At 45.9% G+C, this 25,178-nt stretch carries 21 protein-coding genes; 13 read left to right on the top strand and 8 right to left on the bottom strand.

Annotated elements, in window-relative coordinates; translation table 11 throughout:
- Nucleotides 1-165: 165 nt before the first annotated feature.
- From ndhL to QUB66_RS06410, 4 genes are all read left to right on the top strand, one after another.
- Nucleotides 166-381 carry an NAD(P)H-quinone oxidoreductase subunit L gene (gene ndhL, locus QUB66_RS06425; RefSeq protein ID WP_193972727.1) on the top strand — a complete coding sequence of 72 codons (216 nt, stop codon included), beginning with the start codon at nt 166-168 and terminating at the stop codon, nt 379-381.
- Nucleotides 382-687, top strand: coding sequence for a DUF3007 family protein (locus QUB66_RS06420; protein ID WP_332966807.1), 306 nt, complete (start codon nt 382-384; stop codon nt 685-687).
- Between the two features lie 195 nt (nt 688-882).
- Nucleotides 883-1,683, top strand: coding sequence for a tryptophan synthase subunit alpha (trpA, locus tag QUB66_RS06415; protein ID WP_332966808.1), 801 nt, complete (start codon nt 883-885; stop codon nt 1,681-1,683).
- Nucleotides 1,684-2,320: 637 nt separating this feature from the next.
- Nucleotides 2,321-3,046 (top strand): DUF6658 family protein, encoded by a 726-nt coding sequence (locus QUB66_RS06410; protein WP_265233450.1) that lies wholly within the window; start codon nt 2,321-2,323, stop codon nt 3,044-3,046.
- A gap of 458 nt (nt 3,047-3,504) precedes the next feature.
- Here the strand turns inward: QUB66_RS06410 and QUB66_RS06405 are convergent, their stop codons facing one another.
- Complete coding sequence (locus QUB66_RS06405; RefSeq protein ID WP_332966809.1) at nt 3,505-5,136, bottom strand: YcjF family protein; 1,632 nt, start codon at nt 5,134-5,136, stop codon at nt 3,505-3,507.
- Nucleotides 5,137-5,277: 141 nt separating this feature from the next.
- Nucleotides 5,278-5,505 carry a hypothetical protein gene (locus QUB66_RS06400; RefSeq protein WP_332966810.1) on the bottom strand — a complete coding sequence of 76 codons (228 nt, stop codon included), beginning with the start codon at nt 5,503-5,505 and terminating at the stop codon, nt 5,278-5,280.
- A gap of 507 nt (nt 5,506-6,012) precedes the next feature.
- On the opposite strand from QUB66_RS06400, the gene QUB66_RS06395 reads away from it, so the two are divergent.
- Nucleotides 6,013-7,836 carry a sensor histidine kinase gene (locus QUB66_RS06395; protein WP_332966811.1) on the top strand — a complete coding sequence of 608 codons (1,824 nt, stop codon included), beginning with the start codon at nt 6,013-6,015 and terminating at the stop codon, nt 7,834-7,836.
- Between the two features lie 101 nt (nt 7,837-7,937).
- Nucleotides 7,938-8,465 carry a hypothetical protein gene (locus QUB66_RS06390; RefSeq protein WP_332966812.1) on the top strand — a complete coding sequence of 176 codons (528 nt, stop codon included), beginning with the start codon at nt 7,938-7,940 and terminating at the stop codon, nt 8,463-8,465.
- Nucleotides 8,466-8,592: 127 nt separating this feature from the next.
- On the opposite strand, the gene QUB66_RS06385 is transcribed toward QUB66_RS06390, so the two are convergent.
- The 4 genes from QUB66_RS06385 to QUB66_RS06370 all read right to left on the bottom strand — a co-directional run bounded on the left by QUB66_RS06385 (nt 8,593) and on the right by QUB66_RS06370 (nt 10,200).
- A complete protein-coding gene (locus QUB66_RS06385; protein WP_332966813.1) occupies nt 8,593-9,003 on the bottom strand; it encodes an Npun_F0494 family protein in 411 nt (136 codons plus the stop codon).
- Between the two features lie 155 nt (nt 9,004-9,158).
- Nucleotides 9,159-9,491 carry a DUF5615 family PIN-like protein gene (locus tag QUB66_RS06380; protein WP_332966814.1) on the bottom strand — a complete coding sequence of 111 codons (333 nt, stop codon included), beginning with the start codon at nt 9,489-9,491 and terminating at the stop codon, nt 9,159-9,161.
- Complete coding sequence (locus tag QUB66_RS06375) at nt 9,484-9,801, bottom strand: DUF433 domain-containing protein (RefSeq protein ID WP_265233458.1); 318 nt, start codon at nt 9,799-9,801, stop codon at nt 9,484-9,486. Before QUB66_RS06375 ends, QUB66_RS06380 begins: the two co-directional genes overlap by 8 nt.
- Before the next feature lie 132 nt (nt 9,802-9,933).
- Nucleotides 9,934-10,200, bottom strand: a complete 267-nt coding sequence (locus tag QUB66_RS06370) for a hypothetical protein (RefSeq protein ID WP_265233459.1) — start codon at nt 10,198-10,200, stop codon at nt 9,934-9,936.
- A 230-nt stretch (nt 10,201-10,430) separates the two neighbouring features.
- Here QUB66_RS06370 and QUB66_RS06365 point away from each other — a divergent pair, with 230 nt between their 5' ends.
- Both QUB66_RS06365 and QUB66_RS06360 read left to right on the top strand, forming a co-directional pair.
- Nucleotides 10,431-10,871, top strand: coding sequence for a peroxiredoxin (locus QUB66_RS06365; RefSeq protein WP_265233460.1), 441 nt, complete (start codon nt 10,431-10,433; stop codon nt 10,869-10,871).
- A 430-nt stretch (nt 10,872-11,301) separates the two neighbouring features.
- Nucleotides 11,302-13,956 carry a C39 family peptidase gene (locus QUB66_RS06360; RefSeq protein WP_332966815.1) on the top strand — a complete coding sequence of 885 codons (2,655 nt, stop codon included), beginning with the start codon at nt 11,302-11,304 and terminating at the stop codon, nt 13,954-13,956.
- A 220-nt stretch (nt 13,957-14,176) separates the two neighbouring features.
- Here the strand turns inward: QUB66_RS06360 and QUB66_RS06355 are convergent, their stop codons facing one another.
- Together QUB66_RS06355 and QUB66_RS06350 are read right to left on the bottom strand one after the other, a co-directional pair.
- Nucleotides 14,177-15,064 carry a PEP-CTERM sorting domain-containing protein gene (locus QUB66_RS06355; RefSeq protein ID WP_332966816.1) on the bottom strand — a complete coding sequence of 296 codons (888 nt, stop codon included), beginning with the start codon at nt 15,062-15,064 and terminating at the stop codon, nt 14,177-14,179.
- Between the two features lie 397 nt (nt 15,065-15,461).
- Entirely contained in the window at nt 15,462-15,677 is a 216-nt protein-coding gene (locus QUB66_RS06350) for a hypothetical protein (RefSeq protein ID WP_265233463.1), read from the bottom strand.
- 638 nt (nt 15,678-16,315) lie between these two features.
- Between QUB66_RS06350 and QUB66_RS06345 the strand changes: the two genes are divergently transcribed.
- The 5 genes from QUB66_RS06345 to QUB66_RS06320 all read left to right on the top strand — a co-directional run bounded on the left by QUB66_RS06345 (nt 16,316) and on the right by QUB66_RS06320 (nt 24,746).
- Nucleotides 16,316-18,241, top strand: coding sequence for a ferredoxin--nitrite reductase (locus tag QUB66_RS06345; RefSeq protein ID WP_442923295.1), 1,926 nt, complete (start codon nt 16,316-16,318; stop codon nt 18,239-18,241).
- Between the two features lie 45 nt (nt 18,242-18,286).
- Entirely contained in the window at nt 18,287-19,609 is a 1,323-nt protein-coding gene (locus tag QUB66_RS06335; protein ID WP_265233464.1) for a CmpA/NrtA family ABC transporter substrate-binding protein, read from the top strand.
- A gap of 324 nt (nt 19,610-19,933) precedes the next feature.
- Nucleotides 19,934-20,803, top strand: coding sequence for a nitrate ABC transporter permease (ntrB, locus tag QUB66_RS06330; RefSeq protein ID WP_332966817.1), 870 nt, complete (start codon nt 19,934-19,936; stop codon nt 20,801-20,803).
- Between the two features lie 128 nt (nt 20,804-20,931).
- On the top strand, nt 20,932-22,962 hold the full coding sequence (locus tag QUB66_RS06325) for an ABC transporter ATP-binding/substrate-binding protein (protein ID WP_265233466.1): 2,031 nt from the start codon (nt 20,932-20,934) through the stop codon (nt 22,960-22,962).
- A gap of 104 nt (nt 22,963-23,066) precedes the next feature.
- Complete coding sequence (locus tag QUB66_RS06320; protein WP_332966818.1) at nt 23,067-24,746, top strand: nitrate ABC transporter ATP-binding protein; 1,680 nt, start codon at nt 23,067-23,069, stop codon at nt 24,744-24,746.
- Nucleotides 24,747-25,178: the final 432 nt, after the last annotated feature.

The raw sequence follows: 25,178 nt of genomic DNA, 5'->3' as shown, positions 1-25,178 counted from the left end.
GACAACAACAGCCTTTTATTCTACAACCAAACCCCAATTTACGCAACCCCTAATCGAAAAATTCTCAAAAGTCGCGCTGGATCTCCCCAAGCGGTACAATAGTTAACCAGCTAGCGGAGCGTGTCAACGCACTTACCCGTGTGATTTTCCCCCTAAATCAAATCTATGTATATTACTTTACTGCTTTATGCCGTCTTGGCCGGAGCCTACCTCCTGGTAGTACCCGCAGCCACCTACGCCTACCTGAACAGCCGCTGGTACGTGGCCACCTCTTTTGAGCGTGGCTTTATGTACTTCTTGATGTTCTTCTTTTTCCCAGGTATGTTTCTCCTAGCTCCCTTTTTGAATTTTCGCCCCAAACGGCGGCAGATAGAAGCCTAAATGCGACGTATTGATGTAATTGGAATCAGTCTCGGCTTTTTTGTAGCAGGTGGGTTGGCCTACTTGGTACTACAATTCGCCGGACTCGACAGCATGAATGCAGGCATTTGGAGTCAGTTATTTTTGGTGGCTGGCTTGATTGGCTGGCTGGTGACTTATTTATTTCGAGCGCTGACTCAAAGTATGACCTACAGCGAGCAACTGAAAGAGTACAAAGATGCTGTCTTGCAGAAGCAGCTAGATGCACTCACTCCTGAAGAGTTAGCTAAACTTCAAGCCGAAATTGAACAGGAAAAAGATAGTTAGTCATTAGTCATTAGTCCTCAGTCATTAGTCATTAGTTATTGATGAGTTATTAGCGATTAGTCGTTAGTAACAAACTCTCTCTCAAATGACTGGGGACTGATGATTGATTGCAGATATCACGTCCCCGAAAATAAGCACGATCTTCTTTCTTCTTCCCTCTTCCTTCTTCCTTCTTCCTTCTATCATACATAACTAATGAGTATTTCTAATTGTTTTGAAACGTTGCGTAAAAGCAACCAATGTGCATTAATTCCTTTTATTACTGCTGGCGATCCAGACTTGGAGACAACGGCTAAAGCACTACAAGTTTTGGATGATAACGGTGCAGATGCGATCGAGCTTGGTGTTCCCTATTCTGACCCGCTGGCTGACGGGCCGGTGATTCAAGCCGCCGCTACTAGGGCTTTGCAGCGGGGAACGCGGTTAGATCCGGTGCTGGAAATGGTAGCTAAAGTTAGTCCGAATTTGCGATCGCCCATAATTCTCTTCACCTACTACAACCCGATTTTGTACCGAGGTATAGAAACCTTTTTGCAACAAATCAAAAGTGCTGGAGTTCAGGGATTGGTTGTACCAGATTTACCCTTGGAAGAAGCCGACAGCCTCATCCAACCTGCCAACAAATTAGGGATTGAACTAACATTATTAGTTGCTCCCACAAGTCCCAAAAGTCGCATAGAAGCGATCGCCCGCCAGTCTCAAGGATTTATTTACTTAGTCAGCGTGACGGGGGTTACAGGAGTGCGCGAAGGCTTAGATACGCGAGCAAAAGAGTTGCTGCAAGAAATCCGCAGCATCACCGACAAACCCATCGGCGTTGGCTTTGGTATCTCGACACCGGAACACGCTCGCCAAGTCAAAGAATGGGGTGCAGACGCTGTGATTGTTGGCAGTGCTTTTGTTAAACGCTTGGCCCAAGGCACTCCCGAAGAGGGTTTAGAGGCGATCGGCGAATTCTGCAAGAGTCTCAAAACAGCGATTCAAAATGATTACTAACTGTGCAGATATTTTCAGCCATTAGACAGATGTGGGCGATCGCCACTTACGGCGAAAATTGGCATTAAAGACCTTGTTGTACTTGAGATCATATACCGCCTTCCTTCTGGTTCCTGACCGGAGGGTTTTTTTTAGCTCCCAAAACGCAAAATATTTTAACGCAGTGCACGCGCCCAGTAGCAAACGCTCAGCCAAGTAGGGAAACGGCATTGCCGTTTCGTTACCGGAAACTGCGACTTTTAATAATTGGTATAAGATTGAGGATTGTCGCATGAGTGAAGTACAGATATCGGGCGCAGGACAGGGCAGTGCCGTGTCCTGCTGTCCTGGGGAGCATCTCAGTTTTGCAAATGCAAAAAGCATTTTTTTTATCATAGTGCTGTCCCCGCTCGCGTATTGTACAACTCGCGAGCGGGGACAGCACTATAAATGCAAAACAGAGATGCTCGCGTGTCCTGCGCTGTATTTCATCCGATTAAACACTGCTATAACTTGAGGAATCTAACTTGAGATAGATAAAAAACTCCTGTTTCTATTCGTATACTAAAAAAAGTGTTTAAACGCCTAATTCTGTAATGCTAGCCATCTACAGAACCAGCAAGCATTTGAGCATCTCACAATAGAAAGGAGCATTTTTATGAACCGACTAACTGCGTTTCTGAAAAAAATTCGAGCTGTACAAATTTTAACAGTGTTTCTCGCCGGGATTTTAGTATTAGTGAGCACTGCCTGTACTCGCGCTGATGTGATAGCAGGAAAAACGCCCGAGCCAACAGCAAAAACGTCCGACCAAATTAGAGAAGAAGTGCCTTCAGAGGCTGTAACTTCCGTATACAAAGGCGGCCAGAATCAATACAGCGATACAGATCCCAGAAACCCAAACGTTACAGCAGCAGAAGCAAAAGCTAAGCTTCTCAAAGAGGAAGCCCAGCGCCGCATCGACACCAAATCTAGCAGCAATGTGCGCGAAAACGTGCGGCGGGTAGCAGATGACGCGCCGAACAAACTTGACCAAATTGGCGACAAGATGAATGACAATGCTCGCACCGCTCAGCGGAAAGCTGATGAGTTTGGTGACAAAACAAAAGAAGGCTTTGCTAATCTCAAGGAAAATACTCGCGAAGGCTTGAAGGGAGCAAAAGAGATTGTTAAAGAAGCCACTGAAGGAGCAAAAGAAAGAGCTAGTGAAGGTACTGAGTCGCTGAGATATAATGTCAACCAAGGCAAAGAAAATGTCAAAGATGCAGCGCGAAATGTAAAATACAACGCTGAAGATGCCTCGGACAAGGTGCGCGCGAAAGTGAATCGAGATATTGACAAAACTCAACGAGCAGCAGAAAGAGCGGCAGATGCGATCGACTAATTTCAAATAACGCTGTTTATCGATCTCACAGCAGCAGTCAGACAGGGGTTTTAGCCCCTGTCTGACTGCATATTATTATGCGAGTCGGTTTTAACCCAATACGGTTCACTTAAGACAGATCCCCCTAACCCCCCTTAAAAAGGGGGGAACAAGAATTTCTTCAAAGTCCCCCTTCTTAAGGGGGATTTAGGGGGATCTCCGGGCAATAAATACTGTTAAGTGAACCGTATTGGGTTTTAACCCAATACGCTTGGAAGAAGAGAGTCCAGTCGATCAAACTCTATGAAAAATAGACACGCTCGTTTGCTTCGTGCCTCTCTTCGGACAATCTTAACCGCTAGGAGGACTGGTTTTAGCAGAATGAAAAATGAAACAGCCGTGCGACTAATGACTAATGACTAATGACTAATGACTAATGACTAATGACTAATGACTAATGACTAATGACTAATGACTAACTACCATTCATCGTTGCGCTTATTACTGTAATTTTCCCAATCGTCGGATTGCCGCTGATACAAGGGTTCTGGTTCCAATTCTTCTGGCATTTCTAATTCTGGTTCCGATTCTTCTTGCTGATAGATGTTCAGAGGTTCGACAACGCGGGCGATCGCATCTTTGACAAAAGCTTTGACAAACTCGTCTTTCCGATTTAACTGAAACTGCCTTTGCACGACTTCGGCAATGCCACCGTCGCCCCAATCTTGGTCATGACGGAAATATTCAATAAAACTTTTCCCGGCAATTCTGGTTAAATAAGCGGCGCTGACTGCTTGAATTGCTTTGCCAAGTACAAATCCGGCTACACTTAATTGCAACGCCCTTGACACTACTTGAATTACGCCTTCTACTATTCCCAAGCTGGCTAGGGTTTTGGCGAGAGATAATGCTAATTCTTTGGCGCGATCGATATTTAATTCGCAGCCGTAAATCTTGGCAATTTCTACTACCATTTGAGCGTTAACTGCTGCTGTCGCCAATAAATCTACAACTGGTAAAGGCGTTACAGCAATTACTCCGGCTCCGATCCACTGAAAGCGCTCTACTACTTTATCAGCGGCGCGCCTCCTTTGAGCGTCAATTAATTTGCGGGCTTGGTCTCCCAAATGCTGAGATTGCAACAAAATATTGTCCGCAATTAAGTCTTCGCCTTCGGCTCGCAAAATTGCTGCGATGCGCCGAATTAATGGCATCATATCCGGGTCTGGTTGAAATATTGTGCCGCTTTCTAGTACAAATTTTTGCGGGTTGGCGCTAATTGCAACTACATCCATTGCTGATACAAAACCTTTGACTCGCTGCCGCAGTCGATCGAGAATTTCGTCTCTGTCACTGTCGGGATAAAGGTCAACTTTATTAAAAACCACGATCGACCTTTTGCCAATTTCCGCCAAAGTCCGCAGCGGTTCATACTCAGATTTGCGCAAATCGCCGTCCAACACAAATAAGATCAAATCAGCCCTGGCCGCCAACTGACGCGCCAATTCCTCTCTGTAAGTCCCCGCTACTCCCGCTTCCAAGATGCCTGGGGTATCTGTAATTGCTAATTCGCGATCGACTCCTTTCAATTTCAGAGTGTAAGTTTCTCCAACTTCGGTAGTTCCCATCGGCGCGCCCACCTGTCCCGCCATCCGCCCCACGAGGGAATTTACAGCGGAAGTTTTGCCCGCAGAACCGGTGCCGAAAACCACGATCCGAACATTGCCGCGAGCCATGTTAGCTTCAATTTCGCGGGCTCTCAACAGCAAAGCTTGGCGCGCTACTTCATCTTGAATGCGATCGACTTGCTGCCTAATTGCTTTAAGATTTTCCGAAGCAGCTTCACTTTTGACAACAGGAATCTTGGGATTAATCGCCCGTTTTCCCTTAACTTTTCCCGGTCGTTGTAGCAGCCGAAAATAGTAAAATAGCGCAAAAATTAGCGTTGCCAAAAGTACAATGATCAGGAAAATTAGCAAATTAGCCAGCAGCGGAGAAGCAGACCACGCAACTTGACTGTAAAGCCCTGTTAAGGAACTCACCAGCCCAATAATCAGCCCCAGGGTGAGGCAGAAAGCGGCAATTAAGGTTAACAGGCGCGGCAAAGGCATGAGGGCAGCGGCAAATAAAAGGGCTATGCTTTGATTTTTACATTACCGCGATAGTAATTAGTTATTGCAAATCTAAAATATAAAATGGCGAAGTGCCCGATCGCACTGCTTAGTCTGCCAATCCCGATTCTGCTTGTGCTGTCAGCAGAATGCAAGCGGGTTTGAGTGGTAGCGAGTGCAGGCGGACAAGTGCGCGCCCAAAGCTGCAATTGTAGCGGGTGCAGGCTGTTTATTGGTGCGTACACCCGCCCGATCGCGGAAAGCCGATTTCTTGACACCTACGTATTTAATCGGTGATTTATGCGATCGCCCCTCAAGCCACACTTCTTTATCAAAAAAATAAATATCGCCTTGAGTACGTAGAAACACGGTTTCTTAACGCAATACCAGTTTCACTCAAAGAATGCAACTGATCGAGTCCGCGATCCAAACCCTTACCGAATCAGTCAATCGATTTTAAATTGTAGATTTGAGATTTAATCCACAGATGAGTCTGGGAGCTTTAACTTTGGGAACTCCACGATTCATGTCTGGGGCTTGTCTCCGTTTTTAGCGCTGGTCATTCCCAATTATTCTAAAATCTAAAACAGTATAAGTGCGTCTTAAAAGCTCCGACAGCGGAAACCCGAAACCAGGTTGATCGGGAGCATCTGGGTTTTGCAAAAAGCATTTTTTTTATTATAGTGCGAGCGTCCCCGCTCGCGACAGCTCGCACTATAAATGCAAAACTGAAATTATCCCAGTTTCTCAGGCAGGGTAACAGCGTCATCATTAACAAAAATTATCACATTAATTATCGATGCGGTACTTTCTAATCAGCCGCGAGTTAAGTTAAGCTTAATTTTCAGTGCGTGAATTATTCACAGGTTCGCATCTATGCAGCTCAAACATCATAATAATCAGGCTTCACAAGAACTCCCTACCTCTTTCGAGTATAACATCAAAGAGATCCAGCCCCCAAATCCCAATTATTTTGCTCAAATAGCCCGCTCCTTCGGCAACCTGAGTATTAGCGACAAAATCTGCCGTGGCTACGCACTGGCTCTTTGTGTGGCGATTGGGGGCACGACTGTCGGAATGCTGGCGGGGAATCATTACTATCGCAGAACTAACAATCAAGTAGACATCGATCGAGAAAGTCAGCTTTTAAATAAGTTGCAGGTGGCTTTACTGCGGACGCAAAACAGCCAACAGCGATTGATTTACGGGATAGAACAGCCCGAAATTTTTGACAGCAAATACCAACAGCTACAAAAGAATATCTACAGTTTGAAGTTGTCGCTATCTGAAGTTAAAAATCAGAAAAAGATGGAACAGGCAGCAGGTTTACAGGCTTTTATAAAAAGTTACGATCGGCTTCTGTTAAATTACATTCAGCAGCTAGAAACAGTTAACGCTCAAATCAGTAAACTGCCACATTCGCTAGCTCAAAAAAGTGTTAAAAGCAAGTTGTTGTTGAATTTCGAGCGAGATAAAATTGGATTAAAATTAGAGAAGACGACTAATGATTTAGGAGCAATTATCGATCGCGCCCAAGAGCAAGAGGATGCAGCGCGGGAGGCCCTGCTGCGAGCGCAGACGCTGCGGGTGCAAATCATTTTTGGTAGCATGGCACTGTCGATCGTCGTTGCAGCACTACTGGCGAGCTTCACCAGTCGGGCGATCGCCAAACCCCTCACCGCTGTAACTAAAATCGCTCAGCGAGTGACCCAAGAGTCTAATTTTCAGTTGCAAGCACCAGTGACCAGCACCGATGAAGTGGGAGTATTAGCAACTTCGCTAAATCAACTGATTCTGAAAGTAAATCACTTGCTAAAACAATTAAAATCTGAACAAGAAAGCCAAATATTTCAAAATGAAAAAATGGCAAGTTTGGGGCGGATGTTAGCCGGTGTGGCTCACGAAGTTAACAACCCAATCAATTTTATCTATGCCAACATCGCTCCCGCGAAAAATTACGTGGAAGATGTTTTAGATTTGCTCAAAACTTACGAAACAGAAATCCCAAATCCGCCTTCCGCAGTCAACGAAAAAGCAGAAGAAATAGACATCGATTTTCTCAAAGAAGATTTGATGAAAATATTTGACTCAATGCAAGTCGGCGCTGAAAGAGCCAAAGCTATTATCTTAAGTTTGAAAGATTTTTCTCGACTCGACGATGCCGCACCTCATCCGGTCGATTTGCACGCCTGCATAGAAAGCAGTTTGCTGATTCTCAACAGCCGAATCAAACAGGGCATTGAAGTGGTGCGTAATTACGGCGATATTCCGACTGTTGAAGGCTATATGGGTTTGCTTTACCAGGTATTTGTGAACGTTCTGAACAATGCAATAGATGCTGTGGAAGAAAAAGCAAAAATTGAGATAATCAGCTCTGAGGAGGACAAAAAACAATCCGATTTGGAGTCGATCAAACAGGAAGCACCGAGTTTTTTGCGGAAGATTGTGATTACTACAGAATACTTGGACGATGACTCAGTGGTAGTGCGAATTGCCGATAACGGTACGGGAATACCTGTGGCCAGTCAAGAAAAAATGTTTGAAACATTCTTTACGACTAAACCGAGAGGTGTAGGTACTGGTTTGGGATTGGCAATCGGCCGCGAAATTATCGTCAAAAAACACGGTGGGACGATTAACTGTTGGTCAGAGATGGGAATGGGGACGGAATTTGCGATCGCCCTGCCGATCAAACATTAGAATATATTATGGGGATTTGAAATTTGAGGTTGAGAATTGGTAATTGGTAATGGGTAATCGGTTAATCTAGACTGGAGCAATTACAGCAAGGAGCGAAAATTATGGGACTATTTGACCAAATTTTAAGCGCGATCGACAATCCGAACCAACAAGCAAGTCCCAATCAGTTGGGCAACATTCTCGGTGCAGTAGAGCAACTGAGCGGTAGCCAGGGCGTTGATGCGGGTACGACTCAGCTAGCGATGTCGGTTTTGGGTGGATACGTGCGATCGGCCTTACAAGACGTGCGATCGCAATCTGGAGAGGCACAAGCCCAAGAAGTTGTCAACCAATTTAGCGGCACAAATCCCAATCCACAAGCGGTACAGAGTTTGTTCGGAGGTGGCCAACTGACGCAAATAGTGGCTGATATCGCCCAAAGAACCGGTTTGAATAACGCTACAGTGCAAGCGATGATACCTGTTTTAGTGCCGATCGTGCTCAATTTGCTGCAAACCGGCGGCAACGCCCAAAATCCAGCCCAGGGCGGAAATCCCGTTTTGAATGCGTTTTTAGATGGAGATGGAGACGGCGACGTAGATATTACTGACGCCATGTCGATGGCGACGCGCTTTTTGAATCAGCGCTAATTGCGTGAAAATTCGGGGAGAGAAATTGACGTTAGTAGTGAGGACTTCAACCCTTATTAAAATCTAATTATGTAGGTGCGCAGTGCGCACCTTACCGCCTTAACGCTCTGATCTGAACTGTATTTCGTTATGAAAATAGTCCGAACCCCCGGCTAATGGTATTTCCCATGCGATCGCACAATGAAGCAGTTGGTAAGCTATTTCCTTGCTGTTCCCATTTTTCCACAAGTTGGCGGCCAAGCGGCGTGAGGCGAAAACTGTCGGTAATTCCTTGTCCATCTACTTCGCGCCGCAAAACGCCGACTTGAATCAGCCACAGCAGGGAGTTTTCGGCTACGAGTTCTGATACGGGCGATCGGGTGTAGCCACTTTCGACACCTCCATTGGAGGCGATCGCACTGAGGAAAACGCTGTTATCGCGGATGGTCTGGAAGAAGTGTAATTGAAAAGGGGCACACCGGATCGCGCGATCGGCTCTTTTTACGGTGCGGCTGGGATAACTAATAGATTTAAACGCTTCGGATGGGATAAAAGTCATTGATTTGGCTCTGAATAGGTAGTATATTTTTTATTCTTACAGATTTATAGTCAAATTGAACTGGAAAAAAACCTACCAATATTTTCACAGCAGTTCAACAGATTCGCAACTACGGTCAGATTAATACTCATGCTGCAAGTGCCGATCGCCTGTTTTTACAAATACTCCAAATAATTGTTCATTTCTTCAGCATTCAGTATCTCCCAAATTAATACTAACCCTTGCAAAATTTCCCCAATCGATTTACTGGTTTGCGGACAGTAAACAATACCCGCGTGAGACAAACCTGCATAATGCAGTCTTAAAAAATCCGTATCTTGGGTGAAAATTACTCGCTCTTGAGACAGGGAAAATGCTAATTGTTGTTCGTCGGATTGCCCGATCATTCCTTCTTCTGGTGTCGTGGTGATATCAATTCCACGTCTTCGCAATCCATTCGCTATGGCAAGAGTTATATTTTCGTCGAGATGAAATTTTATCTTAGCCATGCTGACGATTTTTTAATTTTTGTTGCAATAGCGATGGGGTTTGAGCTTTTAATTGGCGGGCAAATTCTGCATCTGCTTCGATTGCAGAGCGGATTTCATCTCGACGATCGTGATAATAAGCTAAAGCTGCATAGATATCAGATAAAGTAATGCTGGGATAGTGATACAAAATTTCGTCTGGTGACATTCCCATTTGTTCGTGCCAAACAACAATATCCTGAACTCGGATGCGATGTCCGGCGATACGGGGTTTTCCCCCACAGACTCCAGGGGTGATTTCGATGTGTTCTTGAATTACTGCGATCGACATGGTAGAGAATTAATGTAGGATGTCTATTCTATTTTAGGACAAATGAGACGATTTTGCTTGTAAAAGGCATTTTACGCTAGCCTTTTTCTGCATTGCCAACAAGTATTTATAGTAAGTTGCACAGGAATAATTTTAGGCATAAACTTTTCTTAGTTCATAAGTGTTTGAAGCTTCCGCATCTTCTAAAGTCAGAAATTCGTGCAATTCATTAAGAGCAAGTGGGCTTAGATGAATATCTAATTCAGCTTCATAAACTTCGGAAAATGACTCGATCGCCTGTTTGAGCTTATCGATGGATTGTTCGGGAGTATTTCCTTGTCCCACTAATTCATTCTCCAAACACAGCGTCACCCAATCATCGGCACTTTTGCGGATAACAACAGTGTAAAAAGCTCTCATATTTTACTTTATTTATTAAGTTTTAATTGCGCCAAAAAACTCGGATTACACCCCCATAATTTAACACACAATCTTCCCAAAATTAAGGCATAGAATCACCAATAAAAACTATTCCCCAAGGCAGATTTTTCATTTTCTGCACTCAATCCCGAATCTCGTATTTAAGAAATTGACAACAACAGCCCAAAATCAACTAAAATATCTTTATCCATCGCAAGAGAAACAAAACTATGACATTACCAGTAGGGTGCGCGGCTCCTCAATTCACCGCCAAAGACACAAACGGCAAAACAGTCTCCCTCTCCGACTTCACCGGTAAAACCGTAATCTTGTATTTCTACCCCAAAGATGACACCCCCGGCTGCACCAGAGAAGCCCAAAGCTTCAAAGCAGCCTATGAAGATTACAAGGGCAAAGATATCGTAGTTCTCGGTGTCAGCCGCGATAATGAAGAATCGCACCAAAAGTTCACGGAGAAGTACGGTTTGCCTTTCCAGCTATTAGCAGATGTTGATGGCGCAATTACCAAAGCTTACGATGTTGAGAAAGGTGATTACTCTAAGCGCGTTACTTTTGCGATCGATGGTACTGGCAAAATTATTCAGGTTTATGAAGGAGATAATCTGAAAGTTGACTCTCACGCTCAAGATATTCTTGTCACCATAGTTTAGCCGAAGTTTAGCCGATCGCACTAACACCCCTAAACGCACCAAACGGCTAAAAACCCGGTTTCTGTCAAGATACCTTGTTGCTACACGCAATATTCTCGTAGAAACCGGTTTTTTTTCCTAAGTCCCAACCTAGTGATGGGTCAAAGGTACAGGGGGTAATACCCTGCTCAAACCAAATTTTTTTCCTCAAGACTTGCGCCACAAATCTGCTCGATCAGCGGTATATTCGGGTAAGATGCGCAATGCGCGCCCTACAATTAGATTTCTGGAATAATCCCGCCAACAATTAAAAATTCATGCTTTAAAATGCCTTAATCGCCCCTAAATTCAGTCTCGGAGCGGTTTTGTCCGGGATCAAGTCATTGTGTTTGATAAAATGAGAAGTTATCCTTGCTGTAGCTGAATAATTAAGTAGGTAGGCGAATAGATAATGACAAGCAGTAAAATTATTTTGAATTACTTAGGCCCACAAGAAGTTGAGGCCAATCGAGGCGCTGTCTTAGTTGGCAGTTTTGACAAAAATCAAGTGGCGGCGATTTCGGCAGCAGAAGGCTCAAATGCCCTGAAGACAGGGATAAATTTATCGACAGGTATTTGGAACATCAGTTTAGATAAAGGATTCGATCGCGCCGGAACTCGCACGGTGCAGATGAAGGCTACTGATAAAACAGGCAAAGTTATCGGCGAACAAACAATTAACATCAAAGTTAATCCTGCTTCTAATACACCCGATGAATCTTTTACGTTAATTACTCTCCAATTTACCAGATTCAAAGCCGGAACAGTGCCGACTAGCAATCTTAACGATACGCAAAAAGCGGACATACCAGCCGGAACAACTTATCAAATTACCGACTACGAGTTAGAAGACGGACACCTAGAAGTTCAACTAAATAATCCAATTTCTCCGGTGGGAAAATCTGGTTTTTTCTACGAAAAGCACGTAGTCGTCACGAAAGGTGCAAAAATCCTGATCTTCGATCGCACTCAACTACCGGCCCCAGCACCTGGAATGCAGTTGCTGTGGGTAAACAAAAAAACCTGGTTAAAGCGTAACCCCGCAGATTCTGCTACTTTAGCCCCAACTCAGAAAGTACGGTTTAACCAGGGAGAAACTTTCAATATTCTCGGATACGCTTGCGTAGAAAATCATTTTAGAGTCACATTAGATCGCCCGATTCCCAACTTCGGAAATTCGGGATTTCTGTACTCGCAACACGTCCAAATATTGCAAGACGGCAGGGGAATTTCGTTTGACAAAAATGCAGTTACCATGACTGTTGTCAAAACTACTGTGTTTAAAAAGCGACCTGTGGCTGCGGCAAGTCTGCAACCTCCAGAAAAGGTTACTTTGCCGGCGGGAATGATTTACGGAGTTTCGGGATTCTCTATAGAACAAGGTCACGTTAAAGTCTCACTTACTGAAAATTTACCACCCTTTGGGAATACGGGTTTTGTTTTTCCCGATTTCGTACAATTCAGTCGCGGTGGCAAATCTTTCAATCCAGCGCCCAATTTAACTTATCAAGGCCCGACGGAAGTTTTGGTCAATCAGGCGATCGCACTTTCAGGTACTTTTGACAAACAAGAAGCAGCAAAAATTGAGGTAATAGCTGAGGATAAACTGCCGTTAACCGTAACACTAAACCAAAAAGCAGGCACTTGGCAAGTGAATTTGCCTAAAGGATTTAGCGTACCGGGAGCTCGCTGGCTGAGATTGCGGGCAACTGACAGCAAAGGCAACGTTACCGGCAGCCAAATAATTTATATTACCGTAAGTTCCGATCCGCTGACTGTCGGAAAAGGTTTGAGCTTAAAGATAGTTTCTGACACTTTGTTTAAGGTAGCTCCGGTTGATTCTTCCCGGCTCAACAATCAGCAAAAAGTTCTTGTCAAAGCAGGTAAGACTTTGACGATTAGCAAATACGGATTTATTGACGGGCATCTCAAGGTGGTTCTGGATTCGGAAATTTCTCCAGTGGGCACTTTTGGCTATTTTTACGAACCAGACGTTCAGCTTGCCAAAGGTACAAAAGTCCTGAAATTTGACCTGGCAGACGTACCGAATAGCAACGGGAACGCTCAACTATTGGTAACTCAAACAACTCTGATTAAAGGTAAACCACAAGATTCATCGAAACTCCCTGCCAATCAAGTTGCTGAGCTCATTTTAGGCAGTACCTATGCCATTACTGGTTATGCCTGCATTTTGGGGCATTTCCGAGTAACTCTCGCCGAATCTATTCCCGGTTTTGGCAACATCGGATTTATCTATTGGCAGCACGTTAAAATCAAGAAAAACGGCAAAGAAGTTCCCTTTGACCCCGATGCTTTGACGATGACAATGCTGCAACCAACTGTGTTTAAAAAACGCCCGGTAGATGCTGCTAAGCTGACCGCTACCGAGAGAACTACACTGCCTTTAGGTCGAGTTTACGGCGTGGAAAGCTACGGTTTGGAACAAAATCACCTAAAAATTTCCCTGACTGAAGAACTGCAAAATTTTGGCAATACAGGTTATGTTTTTCCGAGTTTTGTTCAGTTCAAGCGGGGAGATAAAATTTTCGATCCGGTTCCGAATAATGTGGAATTGAACGTGCCGTATTTTTCGCAGCGGGACAATCCGCGTTTTGACTGGTCTACTTGCAACGTAACTGCGATCGCGATGGTGCTGTATTATTATGGCGTTCGTTCTAAGTGGGGCGGACAGTTGGAGGATGAGTTATTGCAGTGGTGTTTCGACTATGCAGGCGTTGGTTCTCAAACCGATCACAACGTGCTGACGGCGCTGATTCAAGCTTACGGGTTTAAGACGAGTTTTAGTACGACTCGCAAATGGGCGGATGTGCGATCGGAATTGTTGAATCGGCGGCCGATAGTTTTAGCGGGAGATTTTACTGCTGCCGGTCACATTATCACTTTAATTGGTTACAATTCTGATGGTTATATCGTGCAAGATCCTTGGGGAGATGCACTCACCGGCTACAGCGATACTGAGGGCAGAAAGTTGATGTATCCCTACAGTTACGTCAATCAAGTTGCTGGGCCAGATGGGAATGTTTGGGCGCATTTTATCTCACGATAAGGTTGTTAGGTGCGCTAAGGGTTTTTAGGAACTGGCATTTTGCCAGTTCCACCAGAAGATTTAGAAGATTTAGTGTTTGTGTTTAGGAACGGGCAAGATGCCCATTCCACCAGAAGATTTAGTGTTTGTGTTTAGGAACGGGCAAGATGCCCATTCCACCAGAATATTGAGTTTTTGTGGAACCGGCATCTTGCTGGTTCTTCAGAATGTTGCAAGAGCCTCAAGCAATCTTGGGCTTAATTTTACGTTTCGCCGCACCCATACCTAAAAAGCCCAATCCTACTAAAGTACCAAACCAAGTAGAAGGTTCGGGTACAGGCTCAAATTCTCCTTTAATGGCGATCGCATCGTTAGCGCACTCAGCAAAAAAATTAGCAATATAGCTACCAGAAGGCATTGAGGATTTATTAAAACTGAATCCGATTGTTTGAGAACCTACTGCATTGAACTGCCCAAAATTTAGACCCATTGCGCTCAAAGTTGCGGAAGTTAAAGCAGAGATTTCTCCAACTTTTGTTCCAGAACCAATTGAGTTGAGAACTGTCCAATTTCCTGTTTGTTGAAAATAGGGGTCAGTCGCAGCTAAATCACCCATTGATGGGGTTCCGCCGTTAGATGCAACTACGGTGTTGTATTGATTTAAATTGGTAAAGCCGGAGTTGGTTTGGGTGACGTTTTTAGCGGTAACATTGCTGTAAACACCTGTTGTCGCCACGCCTGAGTCATTTCCGTCGGCAAAGCGCACGGCAAATAAGCTGCCATTGGCATTTGCTGTGTTGAAGTTTTGACCGGAAAAATTGAAGAATAAATCGCCGTAGTTGATGTTGCCTCGGAGAGCGGCGCTGTCTGCATATCCCGCTAAACTTAGATTGGAGTTGATGGCGATGAAAGCTGTATCTGATGTTTCTTTGACGGCGATGCCGTAAAATTCAAACTCGCCGCCTCCGATTTGGGGCCCTGACACGCCGTCGGTGAAGGAGTCGATCGCATAATTCCAGCCGTTAGATAGGGTTGCTGCTGTAGCCTGTTGTGGGTGTAGTGCGATAATTGCACAGAAAACAGCCGCTGAGCAAGTCCAGTGAATGCTCTTTTTAGTAGTGGAATTCATAGAAAGTTCCCTGATGAATGAGTGTTAAAAAATCAAGTCTGTCGATCGACTATTTTTAATTTTTAGTAAATCATAGATTCCGGCAGAATTTGTTAAAGTTTTGGTAAAGATTTTTTCTGGCAATTACGTAATTTCAACTAGATCTGTAAAAAAAAACTAATCAGTAAACAAATAGTAAATTAAAATTAATTCACGGTAAAAGGAAGTGAAACAATCTCGCAAAATTAAATAATTGGAAAATCACAAAAAGTCCAGACGACGAGGATAGATCAGGTTTTGAAAACAGTCAAGCAAATTTCTGCAATATATCACAGCAGGCATCGCGGGTTAATTCTAACTCAGGCGGTAGTTTTTGCAATTGAAGCGCTGCAAAAATCAATCAAATTTTTCAATGCTCTTAATATATCGCCGACAGTTCGTTGACGATCTTGACTTTTCCCTTGAGCACGGAGCGCAGCAGGCGGTTGAGCGAATGCCTGTCTTGCTCGTCGAGAGAGTCGTCCAAAACAGCGGCCATCAAACCGTAGCGATCGGCTAAAGTCAAACTGCCTGTATCGGTAACAGAGGCAAGTATTTCGGAGATAGCGCCGGGGATAAGTTGAACTAAAAACATGAGACGTTCTCTGAATTCGATACTTATATCATCTCTCGTTCTCCAAAAATCAAGAGTGACGCTGGATATGCAGAAAAGGTGATGTTTTGAGCCAAACTGTGTGACAGCCGCCACTCTAATTGTGTGACGAGTTTCGTTTCAAGTCTGCGATCGTCGTCACAAAAATAATTTTATAGCAGCCAAAGGAAGTTCGGCAACGGATTATGTAACGGATGTAACGGATGGAAGTCAGTTGTCAGTTGTCAGTTGTCAGTTGTCAGTTGTCAATAGTCAAAAATGCCCCATGCCCCATGCCCGATGCCCTATTCCCCATGCCCCATGCCCCATGCCCCATGACAGATGTATAAAACGCATAGCGTCTATGCAAAAACTTCATAAAATTCAATATTTTGTAAAAATAGCTACGAATATTTACTGTGGTGCGCTTTACATTCGTTCATAACAAAGGTGAATCGAAACGCAGCGATCGAACCATCGGTAGCAACTATAACCATACATAGTTTGGCCGCAATCGAGGCAGCGCCCAGAAAAGCTCAAGTATACAGAAAACCAACCATGCTTAAAAGAAATTCCATCAAGTAACTAAATATACAGTTTTAAATCAATACACTCACTAAGGTTAGCAGGAAACACACTTTATGCTCCAAGTCAATACCTCCCCCGAACAAGCCAGCAGCGAGGGTAAACCAATGACCCAAACAGTAGAACCCAAAACCAGCCAGAACAAATTTGAAAAACTCAAAGCCGAAAAAGATGGCTTAGCAGTCAAAGCCGAACTCGACCACTTCGCCCAAATCGGCTGGGAAGCAATGGACGAGATTGATCGCGAGCACCGCCTCAAATGGCTCGGCATCTTCTTTCGGCCAGTAACTCCGGGCAAATTCATGATGCGTCTGCGCTTGCCCAACGGCGTCATCACCAGCAATCAAACTAGAACCCTAGGAGACATCTTACAACGCTACGGCTCCGACGGCAGCGCCGACATCACCACCAGACAAAACCTGCAACTGCGCGGCATTCGCATCGAAGATGTGCCCGACATCTTTCGCCGCCTCAAAGAAGCTGGCATGACCAGCATTCAGTCTGGCATGGACAATGTACGTAATATTACTGGTTCCCCAGTCGCAGGCTTGGACGCCGACGAACTGATAGATACGTGGGAATTGGCGAACCAAGTCCAAGACATGATTACCAACAGCGGCGAAGGCAACCCAGAGTTTTCTAATTTGCCGAGAAAGTTTAATATTGCGATCGCAGGTTGCCGCGATAACTCAGTGCACGCGGAAATCAACGACATCGCCTTCGTACCCGCTTACCAAGACGGCAACATCGGCTTTAACGTTTTAGTCGGTGGTTTCTTCTCCGCCAAACGCTGCGCAGCAGCAATTCCTCTCAACGTCTGGGCTAGTCCCAGCGATGTTGTGGATTTGTGCAGAGCTATATTAACTGTATTTCGCGATCGAGGCCCAAGAGCAAACCGCCAAAAATCCCGCTTGATGTGGCTGATTGACGAACTCGGTATTGAACAATTCCGCGCCGAAGTCGAAAAAGAAGTAGGCCGCAGTTTGTCCGTCGCCGCCCTCAAAGATGAAATCATCTGGGACAAACGCGATCACATCGGTGTCTACCCCCAAAAACAATCAGGGCTCAACTATGTAGGTTTGCACGTTCCCGTCGGACGCCTGCAAGCAGCGGATTTGTACGATTTGGCCAGAATCGCTGAAGTTTACGGCAGCGGCGAACTCAGGCTCACCGTCGAAGAAAACGTGATTGTTCCCAATGTTCCCGACTCGCGGATTGAGTCGCTACTCAAAGAACCGTTATTACAGCGTTTCTCGATCGACCCCGCACCCCTGACGAGAGCCTTAGTTTCCTGCACCGGATCGAATTTTTGCAACTTCGCCCTCATCGAAACCAAAACCCGCGCCGTGGCAATGATTCGGGAACTGGAAGCCGAGCTCTCCGTTCCCAAACCGGTCAGAATTCACTGGACGGGTTGCCCCAATTCCTGCGCTCAACCCCAGGTAGCTGACATCGGTTTGATGGGTACAAAAGTTCGCAAGAACGGTAAAACCCTCGAAGGTGTGGACATCTACATGGGAGGCACAGTTGGCAAAGACGCTCATTTGGGTACTTGCGTCCAAAAAAGCATTCCTTGCGAAGACCTGAAACCGGTGCTGCATCAACTGTTAATCGATAAGTTTGGGGCTGTTCCCAATCAATCTCCAAGCGATGTCGCTTCCCTGAATCGGCAACTGCAACTGACGGTTGAGAGGGATGAAACGGCTTTCGCGACCAAACCTCAGACATCTACTGTCATTTTCGCTCGATCGGGCAAAACAGTTGCTTGTAGCGAAGATGAGTTTATTCTCGACGTTGCCGAACGGGCCGGAATCGAACTCGACAGCAATTGTCGATCGGGAAGTTGTGGCACTTGCAAGCAGCAACTCCTAGAAGGCAATGTCGCCTACGATGGCAAACTGGACGCGCTGAGCGACATAGAACCAGGGTTTATCTTAGCTTGCAGCGGGCGGGCGATCGGCAAAGTGTCGATCGACGCCTAATCTCAGAATTTCATCTCAAAGTACAACAACAATAATTCAAGACAAATGAGCAACCTTTCTAGAAGAAAATTCATCATCACCGCCGGAGCCACAGCCGCCGGCACCCTTCTCGTCCACGGTTGCAGTTCCGGTTCCACCACATCTAACGCAACTCCCAGCGGAACCTCACCCACCGCCGCCCCAGCAGTCAACATCAACCCCGCCGACGCCCCCGAAGTTACCGCAGCCAAACTCGGATTCATCGCCCTCACCGACGCAGCACCCTTAATCATCGCCCTAGAAAAAGGCTACTTTGCCAAATACGGCATGAAAGACGTGCAAATCAGCAAACAAGCATCTTGGCCAGTAACGCGCGACAACTTAGAACTCGGTTCCGACAAAGGCGGCATTGACGGCGCGCACCTTTTATCCCCGATGGCTCACCAGATGACATTAGGCACAATTACCAAAGGCAATCAGCCAGTGCCGATGAACATTCTGGCGCGGTTAAATACTAACGGTCAAGGTATTTCCCTCGGCAAAAAATACCTAGACTTAAAAATAGGTACAGACAGCAAACCTTTTAAAGCAGCCCTCGCCAATCAGAAAGTTCCGATTGCTATGACATTTCCCGGAGGCACCCACGATTTGTGGATACGGTATTGGCTAGCAGCCGGCGGCATCAATCCAGATACAGATGTTTCCGTGATTCCCGTACCGCCGCCCCAAATGGTAGCTAACATGAAATCCGGCAGCATGGAAGCCTTTTGCGTAGGCGAACCTTGGAATGCTCAACTAATTGCTCAAAAAGTAGGATACAGCGCCTTAATCACTGGAGAACTTTGGAAAGATCACCCAGAAAAAGCTTTAACTTTAAGAGCAGATTGGGTAGCCAAAAATCCCAAAGCTGCTAAAGCAATTACAATGGCCGTACTGGAATCCCAGCAGTGGTGCGACAAGCCAGAAAACAAACAAGAAATGTGTGAAATCATCGGTAAAGATAGATGGTTAAAAGTTCCAGTAGCCGATATTGTCGCTCGTTCTAAAGGTGAAATTGACTACGGTACGGGTCGCGTTGAAGCTGCTAGTCCAGTGGCAATGAAATTCTGGGCTGACAATGCTTCCTATCCCTACAAGAGCCACGATGCTTGGTTCATCACTGAAAATATTCGCTGGGGTTATATCCCGGCTAATACCGACATCAAAGCAACCGTCGATAAAGTTAACCGCGAGGATATTTGGAAAGCAGCAGCCACAGCAATTGGTGTTCCCGCAGCCCAAATTCCAGCTACGACTTCTCGCGGTATCGAAACCTTCTTTGATGGCATAAAATTTGACCCAGACAAACCAGAAGAATATCTGAAGAGTCTGGCAATCAAAAAAGCATAAGCAGCAGACTCGGTGCTAATGGTTGATAGCATAAAATCAACCATTAGCTAGTAAATTGATTGAGATTTAAGGTGGGAAATTTCGGATTTATAACTATCCTTGAAACTAGAAAAGTGTTCTAAATCAGGAGTTACGCACTGGTCAGAAACCGGGTTTTTTACGAATATTGTTTGTTGTAGCCCGGAAAATAGGTAAAAACCCGGTTGCTTTGATACTAAATGCGTCCAGGAGTGAAGATATCAAATCTTAAATTTCAACTCACTAGGTAAAAGCATCTACAAGCAATTATCAATTCACTGCTAATTCCTCACAGTAAATAGAAAAATGGCAACCAACCTCTCTGTTTCTAAAAGCAAAAATCCGGTAAATTTCGTTCTGGATTTGGTGCAAAAAAATCGCAAAAAAATCATTCCACCTTTAGTCGCGATCGCAATTTTGCTCACAATCTGGCAAATCCTTTGCCACGGTGATGGTTCCTCCTTGCCCGGCCCGATTAAAGTTGTCCAAGAAAGCTGGACTTTAATTACCAATCCATTCTTCGACAATGGTGGGATTGACAAAGGCTTATTTTGGCAACTGGCGGCCAGCTTGCAGCGGGTGGCGATCGGCTTTACTTTATCAGCAATTCTCGGCATAAGTTTAGGGATATTGATCGGCACAAACTCTTTAATGTACAATGCTTTAGACCCGCTGTTTCAAGTATTTAGAACTATTCCGCCGCTAGCTTGGTTGCCCATTGCCCTGGCCGTATTTCAACAGTTCAATCCCTTTGAAAGTATGGGGATGAAAGCTAACGAAGTTTCGGCGCTTTTCGTAATCTTGATTACAGCAATTTGGCCGATTCTGATTAACACCACAGTAGGCGTCCAACAAATACCCCAAGACTACCGAAACGTCGCCCGCGTCTTGCGCCTCCCCAACCAAAAATATTTCTGGAAAATCCTGCTACCGTCTTCAGTTCCTTACATCTTCACAGGCTTGAGAATTGGTATCGGTTTGTCTTGGCTGGCGATCATAGCTGCGGAAATGTTAGTCGGCGGCGTTGGCATCGGCTTCTTCATCTGGGACGCTTACAACAGTTCTCGACTCAGCCACGTGATTCTGGCAGTGCTTTATGTAGGAATTGTAGGTTTGATTTTAGACAGAATCGTTGGTTTCATCGCTTCCAAAGTGGTTCCCGAAGAACAGAAATAGGATTGGGTTTACAGTTTACAGTACAAAGTAAGGTGCGCAGTGCGCACCCTACGAACCAGGTAAGGTGCGCAGTACCCTACAGCCTACAGTGACTTAATTTACAAATTACAAACTAACCTAAAATAGCCATGTCAATACTTGTTGAAGTAGATCACGTCGATCGCGTATTTAACTTGCCCAATGGCGAGCAGTACATCGCTCTAAAAAATATCGAACTTAAAATTAAAAAGGGAGAATTCATCACCTTAATCGGACACTCTGGCTGCGGCAAATCCACACTGCTAAATATCATCGCTGGACTCGACACAGCAAGTCAGGGCGGGATTACTTTAGAAGGGCGTGAAGTTCGCGATCCAGGCCCGGACAGAATGGTGGTGTTTCAAAATTACTCGCTGCTACCTTGGCTGACAGTCCGCGAAAATATTGCTCTAGCAGTAGATGAAATTTACAGTGGTAACTCTCAAGAAGATCGCGAGTTGGTAATCGAATACCATATTAAATTGGTCGGACTTGGGGCAGCAGCCAATAAACGTCCGGGCGAAATTTCTGGGGGGATGAAACAACGAGTTGCGATCGCCCGCGCGTTGGCAATTCGCCCAAAATTGCTGCTGCTAGACGAACCCTTCGGTGCTCTTGATGCTTTAACTCGCGGCGGTTTGCAAGACCAGTTGATGAACATTTGCGAGGAAAGCAAAGTCACCAGCGTGATGGTAACTCACGACGTGGATGAAGCTTTGTTGTTGAGCGATCGCATTGTCATGCTCACCAACGGCCCGGAAGCACAAATCGGGCAAATTCTCGAAGTGAATATTCCCCGCCCTCGCAAGCGGATGGAAGTTGTCAACCATCCGAGTTACTACGCGCTGCGTAACGAAATGGTTTACTTCCTCAACCAGCAAAAACGGGTGAAACAGCGCCGGGCCAAACAACAAGCCCCAGCCGTGGTGATCGCCCGCAACGGCCTAGAAAAAGTCAACCTCGACATCGGCTTTATTCCCCTCACCGACTGCGCGCCCTTAGTCGTAGCCAAAGAAAAAGGATTCTTCAAAGCCCACGGTTTAGAAGAAGTCACTCTGAGCCGCGAACCTAGTTGGAAAGAAATTGCCAAAGGCATCGCCCAAGGACGGCTGGACGCCGCGCAAATGGTCGCAGGAATGCCGATCGCCATGCTGTTAGGTATGGACGGAGAGGAACCGGTGCCAGTCAACAGCGCCTTAACCCTGTCCCGCAACGGCAACTCGATTATCTTCGGCAAAAACCTTTACAAACAAGGCATTCGGACATTAGAGGATTTCAAAGCTGCGATCGCCAACACCCCCGACACGGTACATACCTTGGGCATGGTACACTCCGCCTCCATGCACAATCTGCTGTTCCGCTACTGGCTGGCCTCCGGCGGTATTGACCCCGACATAGATGTGGCCTTGACCATGATTCCGCCCCCGCAGATGGTATCGAATTTAAAAGCAGGCAACATTGACGGCTACTGCGCGGGCGACCCCTGGAACTCCAAAGCAGTCAATGACGGTACCGGTTTTGTCATGGCCCGTTCCCTCGATATTCTGCCCGGACACATCGAAAAAGTTCTCGGCGTTAGCGAAGATTGGGCTCAGAAATATCCTCAAACCCACCTCGCCCTCGTCAAAGCGCTTTTGGAAGCCTGCGACTACTGCGACGATCGCCGTAACCGCGAAGAAATTCTACAATTGATTTGCCAAGAACAATACATCGGCGCAGATCCAAAAGACATCCGTCCGGGGTTCCTCGACCCCTACAACTCCGGTACGGAGGCAGAACCTGAAATGCTCTACAATTTCAACCAGTTTTACGTTGACCAAACCAATTGTCCAGACCGCCTAGAAATGGTGTGGGTGATGGCGCAGATGGCCCGCTGGGGACTGATTCCGTTCCCGAAAAACTGGGTGGAAGTGGTCGATCGAGTTTTGCGGCCCGATGTCTTCGGTCAAGCAGTGCGCGAGTTGGGTTTACCGGATATTTCCAGAGTTCGTCGGACGATCGAGCTATTTGACGGCACTGTCTTTAATGCCGATGACCCGATCGACTATCTTCAGAATGTCAAAATCAAGCGTAACGTCCGCATTGAAGAAATTTTAATTGAACAAATAGGCAGTCAGTGTTCCATTAAAACACCTGCATAACCAGAAAATAGGAAGAGGGAATGAGGAGCAATTAATCAGGAAGCACTACTCCACATTTCCTACTTTCTAACACCATAATTCAAAATTCTCAATCCTAATTTCTCATGTCTAATCCCCCAAGCCAAAATCTCACTCCTGAAAATATGCAAACTCTCAAAACGCCCCAAACAACGAAAATTCAAACGGACAAACCAGGCTTTTTGACTATTAAAGATGTATCGAAAGTCTACCCAAACCTTAAAGAACCCGAAAACCCTTTCGTGATTCTCGACGGTGTAAACCTGACGATTAATGAAGGCGAATTTATTTGTTTGATCGGTCACTCCGGCTGCGGCAAATCAACTTTGCTGAACATGATCGCCGGATTCAACGGGCCGACAAGCGGAGAAGTTGCTCTCGCAGGTGCACAGATTACTGAACCAGGCCCCGATCGCATGGTGGTGTTTCAAAACTACTCGCTGCTACCGTGGCTGACTGCTACTGAAAACATCCACCTCGGCGTTGAAACTGTCTACGCAGACAAGTCCGCAGACGAACAGAATAAGATCGTCCAGGATCACTTGGAATTAGTGGGGCTCACCGAAGCTTGCAACAAAAGACCAGGCCAATTGTCCGGGGGGATGAAACAAAGAGTTGCGATCGCCCGCGCCCTAGCAACTCGCCCCAAACTGTTGATTTTGGACGAACCTTTCGGAGCTCTAGACCCGATTACGCGGGAAGAGTTGCAGGAAGAATTGCTGAAAATTTGGCGCGAGTACAAAATTACGATCGTAATGATTACTCACGATATTGATGAAGCTTTGTTTTTAGCCGATCGTATCGTGATGATGACCAACGGCCCGGCTGCTTCGATCGGCGAAGATGTGCACATTCCCTTCAGCCGTCCCCGCAACCGCACGCGGATTATGGAAGACCCGAAATACTACGAACTGCGCAACTTTGCTTTAGAGTTCCTATTCTCTCGCTACGCCCACCACGAAGAGGATACAACGGAGTCAGACACATCAGCAGTCATGCTACCATTACCTGCTAGCAAAAAGCGTGCGGTTGCTGACAGACAGATGCCACCTGTATCCTTTGTGCCTCATGCTGCACAGCCCCTAGAAGCCTCGCCGATCAAAGGCGGTATCCTGGCAGTTTCGTGGTTGGTAGCAATGGCGACTTTAGCTGCCGTCAATGTATCTGCTGTTTCCAGCCAACTCAAGCAAGCGAAACTAGCAGAAACTGCACCACCGGTGGCGGTTGTGAGTTCTCCCCCCAGCCCTGCACCGATTGCAGCAATTCCTGCACCTGTTCCAGTAAGTCCTGCACCTGTTCCAGTAAGTCCTGCACCGATTGCTACTGGAAGCCCTGCACCGATTGCTACTGGAAGCCCTGCACCTGTTGCAGTAAGTCCTGCACCGATTGCTACTGAAAGCCCTGCACCGATTGCAGCAACTGCTGTCGCAGATCCCAAGGCAGCAACCAGTGCCACATCAGGGATTTCTGACCAAGCCGAACTCGATGCGATCGGACAGCAGTTGTATGCACAAATTAACGATAATTGGAAGACAACTCCGACATTTACCGAAAGTTTGACTTATCGGGTCAAAGTGAAACAAAACGGCGATATCCTACAATTCGATCCCACAAATAAAGCAGCTAAAGATTTCGTGAAAGAAACTCCTCTGCCAGTTTTGCAAATTCCTACCGGTGCCACAGCAGACGCTCAAAAAACGGCTGAATTCCAAGTAACTTTTAGCCCCACCAACAATGGCGTACTAGAAGTTAAAGCAGCGAAATAGACAACATCTTCCCGTACTCAATCTCAGATTGGTATCAACAACTAACTCAAAAGTATGACCAGCCCGCTGTCTGAGTCCTGCAAAAAATCCTGCTAGCCCTCCATCCCTTGGGGGAACAACCTTAACAGTTGACAGTTGACAGTTGACAGTTGACAGCGAAGTTTTTAGGCAGGGGATTTAAGCCCCTGCCTAAAAATAATCCACCTAAAGGTGGGGGCTTAAATCCCCTGTGCTTTGGTTAGGTATCAATTGAGCCTGTTTGAGGGGATTCAGGAGCGGGGAAAAGCTAGCGACAATCGAGATCGCTAGCGAGTTTCAGTAAGATAGCGGTTACTTTAAAATCAGGGTATTTTCCGCTTGTGTGAAGCATTTTTGCGGTAACTTCGTAATTATTGATACATTGTTTGCCGGAGCCCTCAGTTCCGACTATAA

This window comes from Microcoleus sp. A2-C3 (assembly GCF_036706065.1).
In the GTDB taxonomy this organism is placed as follows: domain Bacteria; phylum Cyanobacteriota; class Cyanobacteriia; order Cyanobacteriales; family Microcoleaceae; genus Microcoleus.
This window is presented reverse-complemented; position numbering and strand designations above follow the sequence as displayed.

Coding starts and splice junctions, on each gene's coding strand:
- ndhL (WP_193972727.1), top strand. CDS start 166: ATGTATATTACTTTACTGCTTTATGCCGTCTTGGCCGGAGCCTACCTC.
- QUB66_RS06420 (WP_332966807.1), top strand. CDS start 382: ATGCGACGTATTGATGTAATTGGAATCAGTCTCGGCTTTTTTGTAGCA.
- trpA (WP_332966808.1), top strand. CDS start 883: ATGAGTATTTCTAATTGTTTTGAAACGTTGCGTAAAAGCAACCAATGT.
- QUB66_RS06410 (WP_265233450.1), top strand. CDS start 2,321: ATGAACCGACTAACTGCGTTTCTGAAAAAAATTCGAGCTGTACAAATT.
- QUB66_RS06405 (WP_332966809.1), bottom strand. CDS start 5,136: ATGCCTTTGCCGCGCCTGTTAACCTTAATTGCCGCTTTCTGCCTCACC.
- QUB66_RS06395 (WP_332966811.1), top strand. CDS start 6,013: ATGCAGCTCAAACATCATAATAATCAGGCTTCACAAGAACTCCCTACC.
- QUB66_RS06390 (WP_332966812.1), top strand. CDS start 7,938: ATGGGACTATTTGACCAAATTTTAAGCGCGATCGACAATCCGAACCAA.
- QUB66_RS06385 (WP_332966813.1), bottom strand. CDS start 9,003: ATGACTTTTATCCCATCCGAAGCGTTTAAATCTATTAGTTATCCCAGC.
- QUB66_RS06380 (WP_332966814.1), bottom strand. CDS start 9,491: ATGGCTAAGATAAAATTTCATCTCGACGAAAATATAACTCTTGCCATA.
- QUB66_RS06375 (WP_265233458.1), bottom strand. CDS start 9,801: ATGTCGATCGCAGTAATTCAAGAACACATCGAAATCACCCCTGGAGTC.
- QUB66_RS06370 (WP_265233459.1), bottom strand. CDS start 10,200: ATGAGAGCTTTTTACACTGTTGTTATCCGCAAAAGTGCCGATGATTGG.
- QUB66_RS06365 (WP_265233460.1), top strand. CDS start 10,431: ATGACATTACCAGTAGGGTGCGCGGCTCCTCAATTCACCGCCAAAGAC.
- QUB66_RS06360 (WP_332966815.1), top strand. CDS start 11,302: ATGACAAGCAGTAAAATTATTTTGAATTACTTAGGCCCACAAGAAGTT.
- QUB66_RS06355 (WP_332966816.1), bottom strand. CDS start 15,064: ATGAATTCCACTACTAAAAAGAGCATTCACTGGACTTGCTCAGCGGCT.
- QUB66_RS06350 (WP_265233463.1), bottom strand. CDS start 15,677: ATGTTTTTAGTTCAACTTATCCCCGGCGCTATCTCCGAAATACTTGCC.
- QUB66_RS06345 (WP_442923295.1), top strand. CDS start 16,316: ATGCTCCAAGTCAATACCTCCCCCGAACAAGCCAGCAGCGAGGGTAAA.
- QUB66_RS06335 (WP_265233464.1), top strand. CDS start 18,287: ATGAGCAACCTTTCTAGAAGAAAATTCATCATCACCGCCGGAGCCACA.
- ntrB (WP_332966817.1), top strand. CDS start 19,934: ATGGCAACCAACCTCTCTGTTTCTAAAAGCAAAAATCCGGTAAATTTC.
- QUB66_RS06325 (WP_265233466.1), top strand. CDS start 20,932: ATGTCAATACTTGTTGAAGTAGATCACGTCGATCGCGTATTTAACTTG.
- QUB66_RS06320 (WP_332966818.1), top strand. CDS start 23,067: ATGTCTAATCCCCCAAGCCAAAATCTCACTCCTGAAAATATGCAAACT.